General features: G+C 34.4%; 15 protein-coding genes and 4 tRNA genes. 1 reads left to right on the plus strand and 18 read right to left on the minus strand.

The window, feature by feature from the left end; translation table 11 throughout:
- Position 1: 1 nt before the first annotated feature.
- The 14 genes from EAI80_RS07675 to recG form a co-directional block, all read right to left on the minus strand.
- Positions 2-75: transfer RNA gene (locus tag EAI80_RS07675), tRNA-Pro, on the minus strand.
- Between the two features lie 10 nt (positions 76-85).
- Positions 86-162: transfer RNA gene (locus tag EAI80_RS07680), tRNA-Arg, on the minus strand.
- A 10-nt stretch (positions 163-172) separates the two neighbouring features.
- Positions 173-261: transfer RNA gene (locus EAI80_RS07685), tRNA-Leu, on the minus strand.
- Positions 262-268: 7 nt separating this feature from the next.
- Positions 269-343, minus strand: a tRNA-Cys gene (locus EAI80_RS07690).
- Between the two features lie 210 nt (positions 344-553).
- Positions 554-1,600 (minus strand): ABC transporter substrate-binding protein, encoded by a 1,047-nt coding sequence (locus EAI80_RS07695; RefSeq protein ID WP_129981575.1) that lies wholly within the window; start codon positions 1,598-1,600, stop codon positions 554-556.
- Entirely contained in the window at positions 1,584-2,390 is an 807-nt protein-coding gene (locus EAI80_RS07700) for an ABC transporter permease (RefSeq protein WP_129981576.1), read from the minus strand. The genes EAI80_RS07695 and EAI80_RS07700 overlap by 17 nt, the downstream gene beginning before the upstream one ends.
- Positions 2,365-3,234 (minus strand): ABC transporter permease, encoded by an 870-nt coding sequence (locus EAI80_RS07705; protein ID WP_022425433.1) that lies wholly within the window; start codon positions 3,232-3,234, stop codon positions 2,365-2,367. Before EAI80_RS07705 ends, EAI80_RS07700 begins: the two co-directional genes overlap by 26 nt.
- Positions 3,234-4,277: a spermidine/putrescine ABC transporter ATP-binding protein gene (potA, locus tag EAI80_RS07710; RefSeq protein ID WP_129981577.1), complete on the minus strand. Its 1,044-nt coding sequence runs from the start codon at positions 4,275-4,277 to the stop codon at positions 3,234-3,236. The genes EAI80_RS07705 and potA overlap by 1 nt, the downstream gene beginning before the upstream one ends.
- A gap of 13 nt (positions 4,278-4,290) precedes the next feature.
- Entirely contained in the window at positions 4,291-4,824 is a 534-nt protein-coding gene (locus EAI80_RS07715) for an XRE family transcriptional regulator (protein ID WP_022425431.1), read from the minus strand.
- A 143-nt stretch (positions 4,825-4,967) separates the two neighbouring features.
- Positions 4,968-5,792 (minus strand): prephenate dehydrogenase, encoded by an 825-nt coding sequence (locus EAI80_RS07720; protein ID WP_129981578.1) that lies wholly within the window; start codon positions 5,790-5,792, stop codon positions 4,968-4,970.
- Entirely contained in the window at positions 5,789-7,252 is a 1,464-nt protein-coding gene (locus EAI80_RS07725) for a nicotinate phosphoribosyltransferase (RefSeq protein WP_129981579.1), read from the minus strand. Before EAI80_RS07725 ends, EAI80_RS07720 begins: the two co-directional genes overlap by 4 nt.
- A 102-nt stretch (positions 7,253-7,354) precedes the next feature.
- Positions 7,355-8,047: a ribonuclease III gene (gene rnc, locus EAI80_RS07730; RefSeq protein ID WP_129981580.1), complete on the minus strand. Its 693-nt coding sequence runs from the start codon at positions 8,045-8,047 to the stop codon at positions 7,355-7,357.
- Positions 8,047-9,021 carry a phosphate acyltransferase PlsX gene (gene plsX / locus EAI80_RS07735; RefSeq protein WP_129981581.1) on the minus strand — a complete coding sequence of 325 codons (975 nt, stop codon included), beginning with the start codon at positions 9,019-9,021 and terminating at the stop codon, positions 8,047-8,049. Before plsX ends, rnc begins: the two co-directional genes overlap by 1 nt.
- A gap of 33 nt (positions 9,022-9,054) precedes the next feature.
- On the minus strand, positions 9,055-11,055 hold the full coding sequence (recG, locus tag EAI80_RS07740) for an ATP-dependent DNA helicase RecG (RefSeq protein WP_129981582.1): 2,001 nt from the start codon (positions 11,053-11,055) through the stop codon (positions 9,055-9,057).
- Positions 11,056-11,128: 73 nt separating this feature from the next.
- Between recG and EAI80_RS07745 the strand changes: the two genes are divergently transcribed.
- Entirely contained in the window at positions 11,129-11,590 is a 462-nt protein-coding gene (locus tag EAI80_RS07745; RefSeq protein ID WP_129981583.1) for a hypothetical protein, read from the plus strand.
- A gap of 30 nt (positions 11,591-11,620) precedes the next feature.
- On the opposite strand, the gene EAI80_RS07750 is transcribed toward EAI80_RS07745, so the two are convergent.
- From EAI80_RS07750 to EAI80_RS07770, 4 genes are all read right to left on the minus strand, one after another.
- A complete protein-coding gene (locus EAI80_RS07750) occupies positions 11,621-12,301 on the minus strand; it encodes a fructose-6-phosphate aldolase (RefSeq protein ID WP_129981584.1) in 681 nt (226 codons plus the stop codon).
- 4 nt (positions 12,302-12,305) lie between these two features.
- Positions 12,306-13,208, minus strand: a complete 903-nt coding sequence (locus EAI80_RS07755) for a glycyl-radical enzyme activating protein (protein ID WP_238634501.1) — start codon at positions 13,206-13,208, stop codon at positions 12,306-12,308.
- Positions 13,195-15,504 carry a formate C-acetyltransferase/glycerol dehydratase family glycyl radical enzyme gene (locus EAI80_RS07760; RefSeq protein ID WP_129981586.1) on the minus strand — a complete coding sequence of 770 codons (2,310 nt, stop codon included), beginning with the start codon at positions 15,502-15,504 and terminating at the stop codon, positions 13,195-13,197. Before EAI80_RS07760 ends, EAI80_RS07755 begins: the two co-directional genes overlap by 14 nt.
- Before the next feature lie 361 nt (positions 15,505-15,865).
- On the minus strand, positions 15,866-18,985 hold the full coding sequence (locus EAI80_RS07770) for an ABC transporter ATP-binding protein/permease (protein ID WP_129981587.1): 3,120 nt from the start codon (positions 18,983-18,985) through the stop codon (positions 15,866-15,868).
- Positions 18,986-19,218: the final 233 nt, after the last annotated feature.

A 19,218-nucleotide genomic window follows, 5' to 3' on the forward strand; every position in this document is an offset into this window, starting at 1 on the left:
GTCGGGAAGACAGGATTTGAACCTGCGACCCCCTGGTCCCAAACCAGGTGCACTACCAAGCTGTGCTACTTCCCGTTTATATAATTGGCGCGCTAGACAGGAATTGAACCCGTAACCCCTTGTTCCGTAGACAAGTACTCTATCCAGTTGAGCTACTAGCGCAATTCATAAATGGTGCCCTGGGCCGGAATCGAACCGGCACGGAGTTTGAAGTCCGCAGGATTTTAAGTCCTGTGCGTCTACCAGTTTCGCCACCAGGGCACACGTATGGAGGTTCCAACCGGACTTGAACCGATGGTCGAAGAGTTGCAGTCTTCTGCCTTACCAACTTGGCTATGGAACCGTCGCAATCGAGATTGCTTGTATACTATACTATGTATTTTGAAATAATGCAAGGGGTTTTTAGAACTTTTTTCTAAGTGTTTACATTTAATTTGATAAACACAAGGTTTTTTAAATCAAAAAAATATGACTTTTTTATCAGAACTCTTAGGAGAATGCTTACAATAAAAGAAAAATGGTGATTCCAGATCTAGAATCACCATAAAATATGTTATTTTGCTTTAACTTTTGTCCAGTAGTTACTAAACATTTCTTTAGTCTTAGTATCCTGATAGTTGAAACATTCATCTTTAGGTCCAACACGCATGCTGTAAGCGTTGTTGTTCTTAAATTCTTTCTTTCTTGCTTTTGCTGCTGCTACAGTATTAGTAGTTAAATAACCTACTTCCTGTGTATTTAAGAATGCGTTCTTATCAGAAATCATATAGTTAATGAATTTATTAGCCATATCTGTGTTCTTACAATCTTTTGAAATAACAAATCCATCGAACCAATAGTTAGTACCTTCTTCTGGCATATAGAAACCCATATCTGGGTTTTCTTTCATTACATCTGCCGCATCACCTGAATACATAACACAAAGTGCTTTTTCACCATTCTTCATGTTATCGATAGAGTCATCTGTTGCATATGTAGGATCCATAGTCTTTCTCTGTTCTACTAACCAGTTGAAAGCAGCCTGAATTTCATTTTCGTTAGTAGTATTCATAGAATAGCCTAAAGCTTTTAATGCAACCATCATAGAGTCTCTTTCAGAGTCATACATATAAAGGTTACCCTTATATTTAGTATTACGTAGGATTTCCCATCCTGCTTTTAAATCTTCTTTTGTAACCTGTGTTTTGTCATAAACGATACCTACGTTACCACTGAAATATGGTACCCAGTATTCGTTGTTAGGATCGAATTGCTGGTTTAATATTTTAGTATCTAATGATTTCTTATTCGTAATCTTAGACCAGTCAATTTTCTGTAAAAGATTTTCTTTGATCATACGTTCAATCATATAATCAGATGGTACTAATACATCATACTGGTTACCACCCAATAATTTAGTATACATTGATTCATTAGAATCGAAAGTTTCATAAATAACCTTACAATCATATTCATCCTGGAATGCCTTAATAACGTCCATATTGGCATATACACCCCAGTTGAATACCTTTAATGTGTGTTTATAGTTTTTAGGCCCACACCCAGTCATTAGGCCGCAGATAACTGCAACGCAAAGTAAACCTTTAAATAGTTTTTTCATTTTTTACCCCTCTCTTCTTCAAATAAATATATGGTACAAAAGTGCCTAATAATACCCCAATTAAAATAACTACAAGAATAACTGTAGATAATGCATATATACTCGGATCAACACGTTTAGACATGTTATAAACAACGATAGAAATATTTTCTACACCATTACCAGATACAAAATACGAAATGATGAAATCATCAAAACTCATAGTAAAAGATAAAAGTGCTCCTGCAAAGATACCAGGCTTGATCTGAGGAATGATTACCTTAGTCAATGTTTGAAATGGTGTTGCCCCTAAATCCATTGCCGCATCTGCTAGATTGTCATCTAACTGCTTGACTTTAGGATAAACATTCGTAATCACATATGGTGTACAGAAGGCAATATGAGCAAGCAGCATTGTCATATAACCCTTTTCAAAGTTCACAAAGCTAAATAATAACATTAAAGAAATAGCTGTAACGATTTCAGGGTTCATGATTGGTAAGTTATTGACCTGCTGCACAAGAGTTCTGACAGTCTTCTTAGATTTAGATAATGCAATGGCTGTGATTGTTCCTAAAACAACTGAACAGATTGTCGCAATAACCGCAATACTAACTGATACAAAAATCGCATTTAATAGCTGTGTGTTATTAAATAACTGTACATACCAGCGTCCTGAGAAGCCACCAAAATGTGATAAAGACTTGGCGCTATTAAATGAGAAAACTGCCATAATAAATATTGGGAAATAGAGGAAGACCATACATAGTGAAATAATAATCACTTTACTGAGCTTTTTTTCTTTTCGCATTAGTAAGTCCTCCCTGTTCAATTTCATTATTTGTCTTTTTTTCAGCACGGTAGATGAGTGCCATAGAAATAATGACAATCACACCTAAGATGAGTGATACAGCACTACCGAAATGCCAGTTACCTACAGTAATGAACTGGTTTTCAATGAAGTTACCAATTAAAGAGTACTGTCCTCCACCTAACATCTTTGGAATAACGAATTCACTGATAGCTGGTAAGAATACCATTGTGATACCAGTTAATACGCCTCCAAGTGATAGTTTAAAGGTGATTTTAAAGAAGGCTGTAATTTTATTTGCCCCTAGGTCATAAGCTGCTTCTACAAGTGAAGGATCCATGTTAGTTAAAGATGTATGGATTGGTAGAATCATAAATGGGAGGAAGTTATAAATCATCCCGATTGCAACTGCTCCATCAGTATATAACATTCTAAATGATCCTAATCCTAGCATCCCTAGGATGTTATTTAAAATACCGTTTCTAGATAAAATAGAAACCCATGCATAAGTACGCATTAAAAGGTTGATCCATGTTGGAATAGTAATCAACATAATAAGAATAGTCTGGGTATGCTGTTTACACTTAGAAATCATAAAAGCGACTGGATAACCAATTAATAAACAGATTAATGTAGTAAGTAATCCAAGTCCGAATGATTTAATCAATACCTGGACAAAGATTGGATCAAAGAATTTTGCAAAGTTTGCGAATGTGAATTCAAATGTCTTGATTGCGGATGCCTTTTGTGTAAAAGCATAGAATACAATCAACACCATCGGCAATACAGTTAACAGGAATAGAAATAGGACATAAGGTGTAATGAGTTTTTTATACTGTTTCATTAATAAGTACCCATTGGTTCCATGACATGAATATCTTCAGGCCAGAAATCTAAATCTACTTTCTTTCCTACTTCTGTTAAATCTGTTGTATGAATCTTATAGTCCTGATTTTCTGTACGTACCAAGATTTCATAGTGTACCCCTTTAAAGATAACAGATACGACTTCACCTGCAATTTTACCTCTACCTGGTTCTACAATATCTAAGTCTTCAGGACGTAATACAATATCTACTTCCTGACCTTCTTCAAATCCCTTATCTACACATTCAAACTGCTGACCATGCCATTCTACAAGGTAATCCTTAATAAAATGACCTTCTACAATATTAGATTCACCAATGAAGTTGGCAACAAATCTATTTTCTGGTTCATTATAAATATCAATTGGTGAGCCAATCTGCTGAATTAAACCTTCATTCATTACGACAATCTTATCAGACATAGTAAGTGCTTCTTCCTGATCATGAGTAACATAAACGAAAGTAATACCTACCCGCTGCTGGATCTTCTTTAATTCAATCTGCATTGTTTTTCTTAGTTTCAAGTCAAGTGCGCCTAATGGTTCATCAAGAAGAAGTACTTTTGGCTCATTAACAAGAGCTCTTGCAATCGCAACACGCTGCTGCTGACCACCAGATAACTGAGAAATATTTCTTTCTTCAAAACCCTTTAAACCTACAAGTTCCAACATTCTTCTTACTTTATGATCAATGATTTCATCAGGCATTTTCTTAATATGCAAACCAAATGCTACATTATCATAAACATCCATATGTGGGAATAAAGCATACTTCTGGAATACTGTATTTAATTCTCTCTTATATGGTGGTACACCTTCCATGTTCATACCATCAAATAATACAGTACCTGATTCAGGTTCTTCAAACCCTGCCATAATTCTTAGTGTAGTTGTTTTTCCGCATCCACTTGGACCTAGAAGTGTAACGAATTCATTTTCATAGATGTCTAAGTGAATTCCTTTTAGGACGACCTGACCATCAAATGATTTAGTCAGATTATCTAATTCAATAATTTTCTTCATAAAACTCTCCTCATTAAAATAGTGGTGGTGTAGAAATCCAGATCACTCTCGCCTTTCTTTCCCACTGATTCTCTAAATAATGTGCACGTGTGCCCTTCAAATAAAATGTTTCACCCTTTTTAACAATCTCTTCTCGCATCCCATAATGAAGAACGACTTTACCTTCTAATACATAACCAAACTCTTCTCCACCATGAGGTTCCATCTTCATTGAACGTTTACCATTTTCTAGTTCAATAAGAATAGGTTCCATCTCATTTTTCTGAGCATTTGGTACGATATAGTGAATGATGTAATCATCCTGTTCATTCACAAAAAAATCCTTCTTGCCAAAAACAAGTTGTTCATCCTCCTGCTGATCAAAGAAATCATGAAGATTAGTACCTAATGCTTCAAGAATATCATCAAGTGTTGCGACAGATGGTGATGTTAGATTTCTTTCAACCTGGGAGAGGAAACCCTTTGATAACTCACTACGGTTTGCAAGTTCTTCAAGAGTTAAGTCATTTGCAAGTCGTAGCTGTTTAATTTTCCTTCCGAGATCCATCTAATCCTCCCTGTTTTATATAATTAACTTTTTGTTCACTTAATCAAACAATGATATTATACACGCTTATGGTAATCTTTCAACCTCTTTTTTAAACTTTTTGTTTTATATATTAAACTTTCGCAATAAAAAAAAGAACATTCTTACAAATGTTCTCTTCTTTTTGTAGATTTTCTAAATGCAGCCTTTAAAGTCTCATCATCATTATCACGAATCGCATTTTTTAGAACATCTAGTTGCTCTTCAAATCGTTCAATAGAAGCAAGCAAATACTGTTTATTATTCATAAACAACTCATCCCATAAATCTTCATTAATATTCGCAATACGTGTGAGGTCTCTAAATGAGTCGCCAATATACTTTCCTGTCTCATATTTCTGATCATCACTATTCATAAGTGCTACAGCCAGACAGTGAGGTAACTGTGAAGTAAATGAGATAATTTCATCATGTGCTTCAGGAGACATGATCTTAACCGAACGGAAACCTAACTGCTTAGAGAATTCTTGAACAAAATCTATAGTAGATTTCTTATTATCATCATGATAGACAATAATGAAGTTTGCATTCTCAAATACCTGTTTAGAGGCATATTGATAACCCTTCTTTTCTCTACCTGCCATTGGATGAATAGAAATATATTCTACACCGTCTGGAATGATAGAAAGTGCTTCTCTTAAGAAATAAGACTTAATTCCTACGGCATCTGTGACGATACTTCCTGGTTTAAATTGATTGTTTTTAATAAAGTCTAAGACAAGACTTGGGTAAAGGCAGATGATTGTAAGGTCTGTTTCAGGGATAATATCCTTCCCATCTAGATATCCTTCAATAATACATCCCTCTTCTTTAGCCATATCTAGAGTCTGCTGGTTTGTATCGATACCATAGACTTCATAACCCTTTCCTTTAAGCGCCTTAACAAAACTGCCGCCAATAACGCCTAATCCTACTACTGTAATTTTCATCCGCGTTTTTCCTCAAGCATCTTTAATTTATAGTCAATAAGTCTTTCAGAAAGGTCTACATAATAAGCATGTGGGTATTCTAAACGGAATATTTCATCCCATAATAATGTGCCCTGTTTTTTAACGTTTTCTCTGATTTCTGCAAGTGTCTTTTCTTCATATACACATTCACCATCCACGAAGATAGGTTTCTGTAATTCAAAGAATGTATAAGACCCACCTATTAATGTTTTATTCTTCCATTTATCATACTGAGAGTAAATAGTGAGATTCTTTTCTGGATCAATTGTTTCATCCGCAAACATTACAATATCCGCAATGGCTTTATTTGTTTCATTCTCTATTAAGCGATAGACCTTCTTATAGCCTGGATTAGTAATCTTTTCTTTATTTTCTGAAATCTTGATTTTAGGAACAATCTGACCATCCTTTTCCATAGCCGCCATCTTATAGACTCCACCAAATACTGGAGAAGACTTTGATGTAATCATGTTTTCCCCTACACCAAATGAATCAATACGTGCACCCTGTTCAAGTACAGAACGGATTAAATATTCATCCAATGAGTTAGAAATAGAAATCTTTGTATTAGTCAATCCAGCAACATCAAGCATCATTCTTGCTTTCTTAGTAAGATATGCGATATCTCCTGAGTCAATACGAATACCAGCTAATGTCTTACCCATTGGCTGTAATACTTCTTCTGCTACTCTAATCGCATTTGGAATACCGCTTTTTAATGTATCATATGTATCTACTAAGAGAATACATGAATCTGGATAAATCTCAGCATACGCTTTGAATGCATCATATTCAGTGTCAAATGATTGAACAAAAGAATGTGCCATTGTACCAAGTACCGGAATACCAAAAGCTTTACCTGCTGATACTGTAGCAGTTCCTGCTGCTCCACCAATATAAGCTGCTCTTGCGCCATATGTTGCACCATCATATCCCTGTGCTCTTCTTGCCCCAAATTCCATAACAGGACGGCCCTTGGCTTCCTGTACAATTCTATGTGTTTTAGTTGCAATCAATGACTGATGATTGATTGTCACTAAAAGGAAAGTTTCTAATAGCTGTGCTTCAATCAATTTTCCTTTAACAGTGACTAATGGTTCATAAGGGAATACAGGTGTTCCTTCAGGGACTGCCCAGATTGTACCATCGAACTTGAAATCAGCTAAATAAGATAAAAATTCTTCATCAAACATATTTAATGTACGTAAATAGTCAATATCGCCCTTTGAGAAGTGCATATCTTTGATTGCTTCAATCAACTGTTGCAGTCCTGCCATGATGACATAACCACCATTATCAGGATTCTTTCGATAGAACATATCAAAATATGCAATTTCATCCTTTTTTCCCTGTTTAAAATAATCATATGACATTGTTAATTCATAAAAGTCCATGACAAGAGTTATATTTCTTGCATCACTTACTGTACTATTTCCCATATTGTAATCTCCTAACTTGTTTGTTTTTTATCATACTATCATTATACAAAAAGTAAAGTGATTTATCTTTTTTTACAAAACTTACACATAAGAAAAAGAAGACTATGAAGCCTTCTTTGCCATTTTCATTAATGCATCTTTTGCCGCATGCTGTTCTGCACGCTTTTTACTTGTGCCTTTACCAGTACCTAAAATCATATCATCTAGAATAACTTCGATAACAAATTCAGGGGCATTGGCTGGTCCAGTTGAACTTTTCACATGATAACTGACTGTCTTACGGTCATCTGACTGCACTAATTCCTGTAATTTAGTCTTATAGTCAGTGATATCATCAAATTCATTTACTTCATTAACATGTTTGAAGATTGTCTTTTCAAGAATACGAATCACCTGTTCTTTACCACAATCTAGATAAAGTGCACCTATAAATGATTCATAAATATTTGCAAGAACACTTTCACGATGGCGTCCACCACTCTTTTCTTCACCTACACCTAAATAAAGAAGTTCACCTAAATGAAGTTCTTCGGAAAAGCGTGCTAAAGATTCTTCTCTTACAAGCTTAGAACGAAGCTGTGTTAACTGTCCTTCTTTGTATTCTGGATGTAATGCAAAAATGAATTCTGAGACAAATAGCTGTAAAACAGCATCTCCCATAAATTCTAGTCTTTCATAATCAGGAATATGGACATTTGATTCATTGGCATAAGATGAATGAGTAAATGCTTCCTTATAAAGACCAATACGTTTAAAAGGAATGTTTTCTTTCTGTAAGAAATCTAATATTTTCATTATTGAAGTCCTTCTTTCATACGACCTACAACATCTAAGTCTACCATTCTATATACAAGTTCCATCGCATTAAAAACTGCCTTGGCATCTGAACCACCATGTGCTTTTACGATTGCTTTTTCAAAGCCCATAAATAGAGCCCCACCCACTGTTTTATAATCAAAGCGTTCTTTCAAAGCATATAATTGAGGTTTCGCAAATAAGGCCCCAATCTTTCCTCTTAACGTCGCAAATAATGATTCTTTCATTGCCTTCATAAGAAGAATGGCTGCACCTTCTGATGCTTTTAATGCGATATTCCCACTAAATCCATCTGTCACAACAACATCAATATCTCCTGATAATAATTCTCTACCTTCTACATTACCTGTGAAGTTGATCTTATCGCTGCCTTTTAATAGTTTATAAGCTTCCTGATGCATTTCATCACCCTTATGATCTTCTGCACCAATATTAAGTAAAGCAACCTTTGGATTTTCCTTATTTAATACAAGTTTGCTATATAATGAGCCCATTACTGCAAATTCCTGTAGTTGTTCTGCTGTATTGGTCGCATTGGCACCAACATCCATCAAGCATGTACTATTACCGCTATATGTAGGAAGAGTTGCCATTAAGCATGATTTTTCTACGCCTTCAATACGCTTTACAAACAACATTGAAGCAGTATAAAAAGCACCTGTAGAACCACATGATACAACTCCATCTACTTCATCCTTACGGGCCATCATTAAAGCCTTCACCATTGAAGATTCTTTCTTTCTTCTTACACCTAATACACTATCAGTCATTAATACAACATCACGTGCATCTACAATATGAATAGAATTAATAGATTCTAAAGCTGTTAATTCTTCCTTTTTACCTGTTACATATAATTCAACATCTGGATGCTTGCCTGCAAATTTCTTGCAGGCTTCCACAACAGGTGCACTACCTAAATCTCCGCTCATCGCATCGATTGCTAATTTCATAAAAATCACCTCGTCAGTTACATAATATCATAACTAATCAATATATTCATTCCCTTTTTTTATCTTTTTCTTGATCATCTCAATATAGTTTTCATATTCCCCATACTTATAATAATCATGAATCATCTTAATTGCATATCTTCTTGTCTCTTCTAGAATATTCATATCCTTAAAAATATCCCCCATCATAAAGGCTGGAAGACCACTCTGCTTATCACCTAATAGTTCTCCTGGTCCTCTTGTTTTTAAATCATATTGTGATATTTCAAATCCATCATCATGTTCTTCTAGATAGTGCAGTCTCTCTTTTGCCGGCTCGTCTTGTGCTTCAGATAACAGAAAACAATACCCCTGTTGATTCCCTCTTCCAATACGACCACGTAACTGATGAATAGAAGATAAGCCAAATCTTTCAGCATTATAAATAACCATCATATTCGCATTGGGGACATCAACCCCTACTTCTACCACTGTAGTAGAGACTAGAATTTGTATTTTATTATCTTTAAAATCCTGCATCACTGCATTTTTCTCTTCATCTTTTAAAGAACCATGAAGCAGTCCTGTTTGATAATGTCCTTTAAAATAAGAAGACATCGCTTCATAAATAGTCAAAGCACTTTTTAATGGAAGATCTTCGTTGTCTTCAATCAAAGGACAGATGACATAACATTGTCCACCCTGAGCTAAATAATCTTTTAATTGCTTTAAGAAAGGCTTCATAGAACTGCCTTCAAAATATTTTGTTAGGATAGGCTTTCTACCTTCAGGTCTTGTTTCTATACTTGAAACATCCATATCTCCATATAAACTCATTGCAAGAGTTCTAGGTATAGGAGTCGCACTCATGACAAGGAAGTCAACACCTTCACCTTTTTGTTTTAGGGCTTTTCTTTGTTTGACTCCAAAACGATGCTGTTCATCTGTTACTACAAATCCAAGTTTTTTATAATGAACGCTCTCCTGGAATAATGCATGTGTCCCAATAACCAGATCAATAGCACCACTTTCTAAACCTTCATAGATTTCTTTCTTTTCTTTTAAAGCAAGTGATCCTGTGAGTAACGCAATAGTCATATCATAGGCTTCAAATGTCTTTTTAAGCTTACTATAGTGCTGCGTTGCGAGCACTTCAGTCGGTGCCATGAGAGCCCCTTGATAGCCACTTAAATAATTGGCATATAACCCTATAGCCGCCACAATTGTCTTACCGCTTCCTACATCCCCCTGTAAGAAACGATACATGATTGTTGGATTATGAAGATCTAACAGTATATCTTTAGCACTTTGTTTTTGATCTTTCGTTAATTTAAAGGGAAGCGTATGAATAAAGGCATTGACTTCATCTAAAGAAAAATCCTTTGCATATCCTACTTCCTGTTCTCTTTGCATTTTACGATAAGAAAGAGCCAGTTCAAAGTTTAAGAATTCTTCATACTTAAGAGTTTTAATAGCCTTTTGTAATTGTTCATGGTTCATTGGAAAATGGACTGCATAAAGCGCTTCTTTCTTGCTCATGAGATCAACTGTTTCTCTTATTTCTATAGGAAGACTATCTTCAATAGGAATGTTCATTCCTAATACTTTTTTAACATATTGTGAAAAAGCATGACTTGTAAGTCCATCCTTTAATGAATAAACAGGTGTAATACCTGATAATTGATCTAGATTCTTTAATAATATATTAGAAGCAGTGAAACGATTCCCTTCTACTTTACCTTGTAACGTAACAATACGATTAAGCGTAAGATAAGGGCGAAGAAAATGTCGATTAAAGATCGTAACTGTATAGTCATCGCCTTTAATAGACACATTGAATGTCATACGGGAAAAACGCCCTTTATAAAATACCTTAGGGCTACTTATGATAACCCCCTCTACACAGCATTTATCTTCTACAGGAGGCCATATTTCAGTCACTTCATCATATTTATAAGGATAATGATAAATAATATCTTCTAACGTATCAATAGAGGAAGCATGTAATAAATCTATTCTATTTTGGCTTGTTGTTATTTTCTTTAATTCTTCCATAGTATCACCACTTCCTTGATTAACATATACATTTTATTAAGTATATCATATAATAGTAAAAAGGAGAAAAAGAATGAAAAATATTGTATTTGATTTAGGTCGTGTTCTCTTAGACTATCAGCCTTTAGTTTGGCTGAAAAAGAAGAACTATACGCATTATAATGAGTTATTTGAAATCATCTTTCAAAATCCTTCATGGATCAAACTAGACGAAGGAACCATCACAAGAGAAGAGTTTATAGAAAAATTAATCAACGAAAATCCTGAACTTGCATTGGATATAGAAGAAATCATGGAAGAATGGATTGAATTACTTCTTCCTATTGAAAATAATATAAAGCTCGTTTCTTTATTAAAAGAGAAGGGTTATCACCTCTATATTATTTCTAATTTCCATTTAAATGCAGATGAATGTCTATTTATTGATGATTCTCTTGATAATATTAATGCATGTAAGAACGTCGGCATGGATGCTATTCATTTACCTGATCATTCTAAACTAGAAGAAGAATTAAAAAAACATCATATTATTTAAAAAGAAACGAGCCCTCACTCGTTTCTTTCATTACATATCACAAAGACCTTTGTCTTCTCCGTATACTGAATACCAATCATTATTGAAATCAGTTACAGCTTTAGAAATACTTGGATTTTCAAAGATTGCCTTTAATACGCTTACTGGTGCAGTGATAGCCTGGCTACCTGCATTAAATGCATCTCTTACCTGCTGTACACCCTTGAAGCTTGCTGCAAGAATCTTGCAGTCATAACCATCTTCTACAATTCTACTAGATAAATGAGCCATTAATTCAAAAGGATCATTTCCTAAGTTTCCAATTCTATTTGTATATGGTGCAATATAATCAGCACCTGCTGCGAGTGCCATATAAGCCTGCATCAAATCATAAACAGCTGTAGCAGTCACATTTTTCCCTTCAGCCTTTAAGATTTTCATAGCTTTAACACCTTCATAAGTAGTAGGTACTTTTACATATACCTTGTCATCTACTTCTTCAAAGATCTTATGTGCTTCTTTCACAATTTCATCTGCTTCTGTCGCAATAACCTGAATATGCAAAGAACGTTCATCCCCAATGATTTTTCTGATTTCTCTCATATGTCCAAAGAAATCCTTTGGACTAGTCTTCTTTACAATACTTGGGTTACTAGTGACACCTACGATTGGTAAGTGATCCACTGCATCTCTAATTTCTTCTAAATCTACAGTATCAATAATAAATTCCATTTTTTTAATCTCCCTTGATTATGTTTTTTATTCCACTATCAGATACAATCTGATAGTAATGGCTTAATTGTTCCTGGCTATAGGCCTTCTGATCCTCTTTGACACCATATTCAAATTCAGTTAAATCATATTTTGCGGATGCAAGAGGATTATAATTTAATAATTCATAACGTACGTCTGGATATAAACTATAAAGATAAGAGGCAATACTCTTAATATTGTCATCATCACTTGTATACCCAGGAATAAGTGGTGTTCTTACAGTCACTTTATCTTTATGCTCACTTGTGAGTAAATAAGCTAGATTTTCTTTAATGATTGCATTTGATACACCAGTTGCTTCTATATGTGCTTTGTCATCTTCTATCTTTAAATCGCAATAGATCTGATCAAGATAAGGTGTTGCCTCCTTCACCAAATCTAGTGAAGTATAAAGTGAAGTTTCAATGGCTGTATGTACTCTTTTATGAAGCTCCTTTAATAATTGTATCAGTTTTTCCTGCTGCATAAAAGGTTCTCCACCAGAAACTGTCACACCTCCACCATATTTAAAGAAAACTTCATCTTCCATCACCTTATCTACAAGTTCTTCTAAACTATAATAAGAGCTATCATACTGAATCGCATCTGTAGGACAATACTTAAAGATTTCATCCAAATCATCTTCTATAAATACAGCTCTATCTTGATAGACTATTTTACCTGCTCCGTGCTTCTCACAGTTTCTACAATGCATGCACTTGTTTTCTAAGTAAATAGGCTTTCTTTGTGGTAAAAGTCCTTCAGGATTCTGACACCATCTGCATCTTAAAGGACATCCTTTAAAGAAGATTGTTGTACGTAATCCTTCCCCATCATGTACCGCAAATCTTTTGATATCAAATACAAGATATTTAGATGTTGTCATAGGTTGTTCTCGCAATAATTTCATCCTGTAATTTACCTGCTAGTTCTACAAAGTAAGCTGTATATCCAGCTACACGAATAGTTAAAGAGCGATGTCTTTCAGGATGAACTTTTGCATCTAATAAATCTTTTTTGTTCACGACATTGAATTGAATATGAGGTACATGCAAGTCCACAAAAGCACGAAGGAAGTTTTCAAACTTCATACGTCCTGCTTCTGTCTTAAAGAAGTCTGGTAAGAACTTCATATTGAGTAATCCTCCATTGGTTGTGAGGTCATCATCTAGTTTAGAGACAGATTTTAAGACAGCTGTAGGTCCTGCTAAGTCTCTACCATAAACAGGGGACATACCACCATCTGCAAGAGGGGTATAAGCGTTTCTACCATCTGGAGATGCTCCTACATTTTCACCCATAGGAACATGAGCTGAAACAGTATACATACCTGTATGAATAGGACCACCACGATAATTCTTATACTCTTTCATCTTATTTCTAAAGTAACGTGCCCATTTAGCACCACATTCATCTACCCAGGCAATATCATTACCATATTTAGTTACTTTATTCAAAAGCATGGCTTGTGTGATTTCGTGCCCTTTAAAGTCATCCTGTAAAGCTGTAAGCAGTTCTTTTGAATCTAAGAGATGGTCTTCATAGACTAACTTCTTAATAGCTGCAAGTGAGTCTGCAAGGTTCGCAATCTGAATCATCTGGATACCAGATAAATTATACTTGGCGCCACCTCTTGTAACATCCACGCCTTTTTCTAAACAGTCATCAATGACACATGATAAGAAGGCAGTTGGTAAACATTCCTGATGTACTCTTTCTACAACTTCTTCTGCTTTCATCATCATTTCAATAAAGTAATCAATCTGAATCTTGAAAGCTTTTTCTAACTGTTCATATGTCTGATATGTTTCTAGTGATCCCATATCCAGACCAAGTTTCTGTCCCGTCAACAAACATTTACCATTATTTAAAGTAAGTTCTAATGCCTTATTGAGGTTGAACATAGCCGCATCACTCCAGCCTAGGTTATTACCATGGGTCGTAAGTTCTACGCATCCGACAATCGCATAATTTAAAGCATCCTCATGACTGACACCAAGTCTTTCCATCGCAGGAATAATCGCTTCATCGTTAAAGAACTGTGGCATACCACTGCCTAATGCCACAACTTCAATCGCCTTCTGCATGAGTTCATGTGATGTATTCTTGTTAAGTCTTACTGATAAATTAGGCTGAGGAAGACATAATTCCTTCTGTGCTTCTAGACAAAGCATGGATAAATCATTATATGTATCATGTCCTTTTTCATCCAAGCCACCTACCGCAATATTAAACCCAATCGGGAATCCCGCAAAGTATTTCGCTGAATTACTGTTACGAAGATAAACAATCTGATTAAACTTCAACCAAAGACATTCTAATATCTCTAATGCATCATCTCTACTAATAAGCCCTTCTTTTAAGTCATGTTCATAATATGGGTAAAGATACTGATCCATACGCCCTGGTGAGAATGAAGATGCATTGGATTCCATATGTAATATTACAAACAAGAACCATAAAGACTGTACGGCTTCATGGAATGTTTTTGGAGGTCTTTGAGATAAAGAGAGGCAGTTATCTGCAACACGCTTTAAATCATCACTCTCATGATAATCAGGCATAGAGATAATATAGTCATGATATCTCTTCATGAAAGTGATAGCCCCTTCTAATACAAGTTTTGTGCATGTATAGAATTCTGTTTCTTGTTTATCATTGATCTTATCTAACAATCCTTGAGGTCCATATTTCAACCATAAAGCAGAATCAGGACAGATATGACCCTGTGCGTGGTCTTTCTGATTGATCTTGACTACTTTACTGATATGATCAATTTCTTTGCCATAACGTGTTCTAATGACATCCTCCATAGAATGTCCTTTCCAGTATGGATATATGGTTTCTCTAAATTCTTTAATATCCTCACTTCTCACTTCAAACTGATCCTGAGGACGGGTAGGAAGTGTTTCAAATTCTCTATCCACCCATGAACAGCCACTTTCAGGAAATACAACACCTGCACGTACACCTTTTGTACGATTACCTACAATTAATTCTTCTTTTTCAACACCAATTTCAATTTCTTCTAATGCTGCTTTTAAAGAGAGGGCACGTTTCATTGGAACAGAAAGAGTTTCATTCTCTTTATAAATACGTGTTATGATACGCGCTTGTTCAATAGATGCATAACGTTTTTCATCAAGCATCTTCTCTTTTAATATTGTAATTCTGTTTCTCATACTTGTCTCTCCTTTTCAACTTCATTATACTCATTGTATTATTGTTTTCAATACTTTTATTATTGTTTGTGATAAATAAAAAGGTATACATCATCTGCATACCTTATATCTTATCTCCTGCAATCAAATCTTCATGCTTAGCGCTCTTTTCGTGTGCATCTCCATCCATTGTAGTAAAGAAAAGATAGAGTATTTCTATTACTGCAATAGCAATCATATGAGAACAACGGCATTATAAAAACAAAATACAGAAGCTTCACTTGTCTGATACATGATATATTTAGTATTTTTTCTGAATCAAAAAAATGATCATGGGATAAATAGATTTTTTCAATAACGTTCTTTGACATAATTTACTTCTTTAATCTGTACGCAATGCTTTGACAGGGTTCTCTTTTGCAGCTTTACGGGATGGAATTAATCCACCAAGTAATGTAAGAGCAATACTTAATAATACAAGAACAACTGCGCCACTTACTGGCAGCATCGCATTGATAGAGGTCTGGTTGGATACGTTATGTATAATTATATTAGTTGGAATCAATAGAAGCAAGGTAATACCAATACCCATAAGTCCTGATAATAAACCGATAATAAATGTTTCTGCATTAAATACCTGTGAAATATTATGCTTAGAAGCACCTATTGCACGGAGTATACCAATTTCCTTTTTTCTTTCTAATACACTAATATAAGTAATTACACCAATCATAATTGAAGAAACAACTAAAGAAATACCTACAAAGGCAATCAATACATAACTGATAACATCAACAATATCAGTCACAGAAGACATAAGTGTTCCTACAACATCTGTATAAGTAATCACTTTATCTTCATCTATCTTTTTTATCTTCTCATTGTAATGATCTAAATAATTCAAAACAGACTGTTTCTTTTCAAAATCCTGTGGAAAAATACTAATACTGTTTGGATTATCAAAGTCACAATAACCAAATTTCTTTAGATTGTTATCGTAACTTGTTTGTTCTGTATTCATCATTGATTTCATAAGTTCAGTCATATCCGTACTGTCTCTATTCATTTTAATAGCCTGTTTAAAGATATCAGGATTAAAAGTAAATGCCTGAGATAAAGAAGTAGACAATTGTTTTGTGACATTTTGCATATATCCTGCCATAATAGTATTCAACTGTTCTTCTAGATGATTGTCTTTGATAACTTTATTAATAAACTGATTGATGACCTGCTTAGAATCCTGTGAATTGAGATAGTTCATCATACTATTCTGTAATCCTAGTGTAAATGAATTGATATCTTCTTTTGCATAATCACTAAAGTCATCCGCGACATTCTTCATAATCTTCTGCATCTGTTCTTCAGTGATCTTTATTTCACCATTTTCTTTAATTGCATCATCAATACCTTTCTTAATAATATCTGATGCTCTTTTGGATTGAAGATATTTTTGAACCACCTCATTTAAATTTTCTGCTTCTTTTAAAGGATGTTCCTTTAAATAATCATTATAGCCAGATGAGATTGTAGACATAAACAATGATGCATCACTTTGAGATATATCAATTTTTATCTGACTTAAAATACTAGACAAGTCCATTTGTGGCATGGACATATTCACCTTGCTCGTATCAAACTGAAATGCATTCTTTAAAGCATTGTTGTCTACTTGAAACATAGATGATAAATCAAATGACTTTTGAGACTGATCATTAAAAGATTGTCCAGTAATCACATTTATATTTTTATTTTCTAGCTGTGCTTTTACTATCTGGCTATTACTCGCATCTTTAATAGTAGAAGTAGCAAGTGAGTAAGGATAATAAATACCCATAGCAAGCATAGAAGCATTAGTCGATTCTTTAGGCTGTACAACACCAACAATTTTTAAATCACTGCCATTTTGTACAAGTGAATTGATATAGTTTGTATCATTACTTTTATCTTTATATACCTTATATGTATCATCATATTGATAATAAGAAGATGCATTCACTACTTTAAAAGTAATACCTAATAAATCCTTATAACGATATCCTTGTTTGCCTGTTGTGACTTTAATATTTTTCTCTTCACTAAAAGCTTTTAACATCTGATCTAATTGTGCTGGGTCTCTTAAACCTAATGTATACAGCATAAAATCACTGATACCACCTTTTTTAGAGAGTACCAATACACATTCATTTTTATTTTTAGGCCAGTGACCCGCTTTTACATCATATTGATCATCATATAAAGAGGCATGAGATGGAAGAGAATAGAAAACATTCGTATTCATCATACTACTCATCATAGAATTACTGCTTGTTCCCATGCCAAGTTTTTTCATTGTGGCATCAGGATTCACTTGTCTGATTCCATATTGATCATTTGCATAAATCTGTGGTGAGATACCATAATCATATTCTACAGCACGGGCATAATTATTAATTTCTTTATGTTCCTCTATATATGCTTTTAAGTTCTTTAAATCATTAGAACCGATCTTAGAGAACATATTCTCCATCATATCCACAACCTTGACTTCACTGTTGTTTTTCTTGACTGGTTCGCTCATCATCGCACTCATATCAATTCCTGTAGATTGAATAGAAAGAGGATATTCTGATAACGTCTCTTTTTCAATGGATGAGATATAGGCATTGACACCGGTAGAAATAGATAGAATAAGCGCAATTCCAATAATACCAATAGAGCCAGCAAATGATGTCAATATTGTACGCGCTTTTTTCGTTTTAAGGTTATTAAAGCTAAGCATTAATGCGGTTAGGAAGTTCATAGATGTCTTACCCAGATTTTTATGAACAGGCTTTTCTTCTTTAAAAGATACTGGGTTAGAATCAGAGACTATCACACCATCCTTAAGAGTTACAATACGATTGGCATACATATGTGCAAGTTCTGGATTATGAGTGACCATGACTACAAGTTTTTCTTTTGCAACCTGTTTAAGTAAATCCATAACCTGTATACTTGTTTCACTATCGAGTGCCCCTGTTGGTTCATCCGCAAGTAAAATATCAGGATTATTCACTAATGCACGGGCAATAGCCACTCTTTGCATCTGTCCACCAGATAACTGATTTGGAAGCTTATGAGACTGTTCTTTAAGTCCTACCTGACTAAGTGCCTCTTGTGCACGACGTGTTCTTTCTTCTCTAGAAACACCCGAAATTGTGAGGGCGAGTTCTACATTCGTAAGAATGGTCTGATGTGGAATCAAATTATAGCTTTGAAAAATAAAACCTATTGTATGATTTCGATAAGAATCCCAGTCCTTATCCTTATATTGTTTTGTGGAAATACCATTGATAATAAGATCTCCTGAATCATATTGATCTAAGCCACCAATCACATTTAATAAAGTTGTTTTTCCTGAACCAGATGGTCCTAATATTGCGACAAATTCATTATCTCTTAAACATAAAGACACATGATCAAGAGCTGTCTGAGTGAGTTCACCTGTATGATATTGTTTGCATACATCCTTAATTGTAAGCATTCTTCTCAACTCCTTTTTAACATCATAACATAATATATCATCTATAATAATAAACATTTTTCGTGTATTTTATATTAACCCCTTGTATAAGGTGTTATCGAAAGGGTACATAACGCATTTTAATTCAAAATAGTATAAGATATGAGAAGAGGTGATAAGTGTGAAACAAAAATCAATCAAAACGTATAAAAAAAGACAAACTTAAAAACAAGTTTGAATAATTTAGAAAAAAT

It is taken from the genome of Catenibacterium sp. co_0103 (assembly GCF_004168205.1).
Taxonomy (GTDB): Bacteria; Bacillota_I; Bacilli_A; order Erysipelotrichales; family Coprobacillaceae; genus Catenibacterium; species Catenibacterium mitsuoka_A.

Bases quoted from the DNA above. Each gene is read 5' to 3' on its own strand.
- EAI80_RS07695 (WP_129981575.1), bottom strand. From the start codon at position 1,600: ATGAAAAAACTATTTAAAGGTTTACTTTGCGTTGCAGTTATCTGCGGC.
- EAI80_RS07700 (WP_129981576.1), bottom strand. From the start codon at position 2,390: ATGCGAAAAGAAAAAAAGCTCAGTAAAGTGATTATTATTTCACTATGT.
- EAI80_RS07705 (WP_022425433.1), bottom strand. From the start codon at position 3,234: ATGAAACAGTATAAAAAACTCATTACACCTTATGTCCTATTTCTATTC.
- potA (WP_129981577.1), bottom strand. From the start codon at position 4,277: ATGAAGAAAATTATTGAATTAGATAATCTGACTAAATCATTTGATGGT.
- EAI80_RS07715 (WP_022425431.1), bottom strand. From the start codon at position 4,824: ATGGATCTCGGAAGGAAAATTAAACAGCTACGACTTGCAAATGACTTA.
- EAI80_RS07720 (WP_129981578.1), bottom strand. From the start codon at position 5,792: ATGAAAATTACAGTAGTAGGATTAGGCGTTATTGGCGGCAGTTTTGTT.
- EAI80_RS07725 (WP_129981579.1), bottom strand. From the start codon at position 7,252: ATGGGAAATAGTACAGTAAGTGATGCAAGAAATATAACTCTTGTCATG.
- rnc (WP_129981580.1), bottom strand. From the start codon at position 8,047: ATGAAAATATTAGATTTCTTACAGAAAGAAAACATTCCTTTTAAACGT.
- plsX (WP_129981581.1), bottom strand. From the start codon at position 9,021: ATGAAATTAGCAATCGATGCGATGAGCGGAGATTTAGGTAGTGCACCT.
- recG (WP_129981582.1), bottom strand. From the start codon at position 11,055: ATGGAAGAATTAAAGAAAATAACAACAAGCCAAAATAGAATAGATTTA.
- EAI80_RS07745 (WP_129981583.1), top strand. From the start codon at position 11,129: ATGAAAAATATTGTATTTGATTTAGGTCGTGTTCTCTTAGACTATCAG.
- EAI80_RS07750 (WP_129981584.1), bottom strand. From the start codon at position 12,301: ATGGAATTTATTATTGATACTGTAGATTTAGAAGAAATTAGAGATGCA.
- EAI80_RS07755 (WP_238634501.1), bottom strand. From the start codon at position 13,208: ATGACAACATCTAAATATCTTGTATTTGATATCAAAAGATTTGCGGTA.
- EAI80_RS07760 (WP_129981586.1), bottom strand. From the start codon at position 15,504: ATGAGAAACAGAATTACAATATTAAAAGAGAAGATGCTTGATGAAAAA.
- EAI80_RS07770 (WP_129981587.1), bottom strand. From the start codon at position 18,985: ATGCTTACAATTAAGGATGTATGCAAACAATATCATACAGGTGAACTC.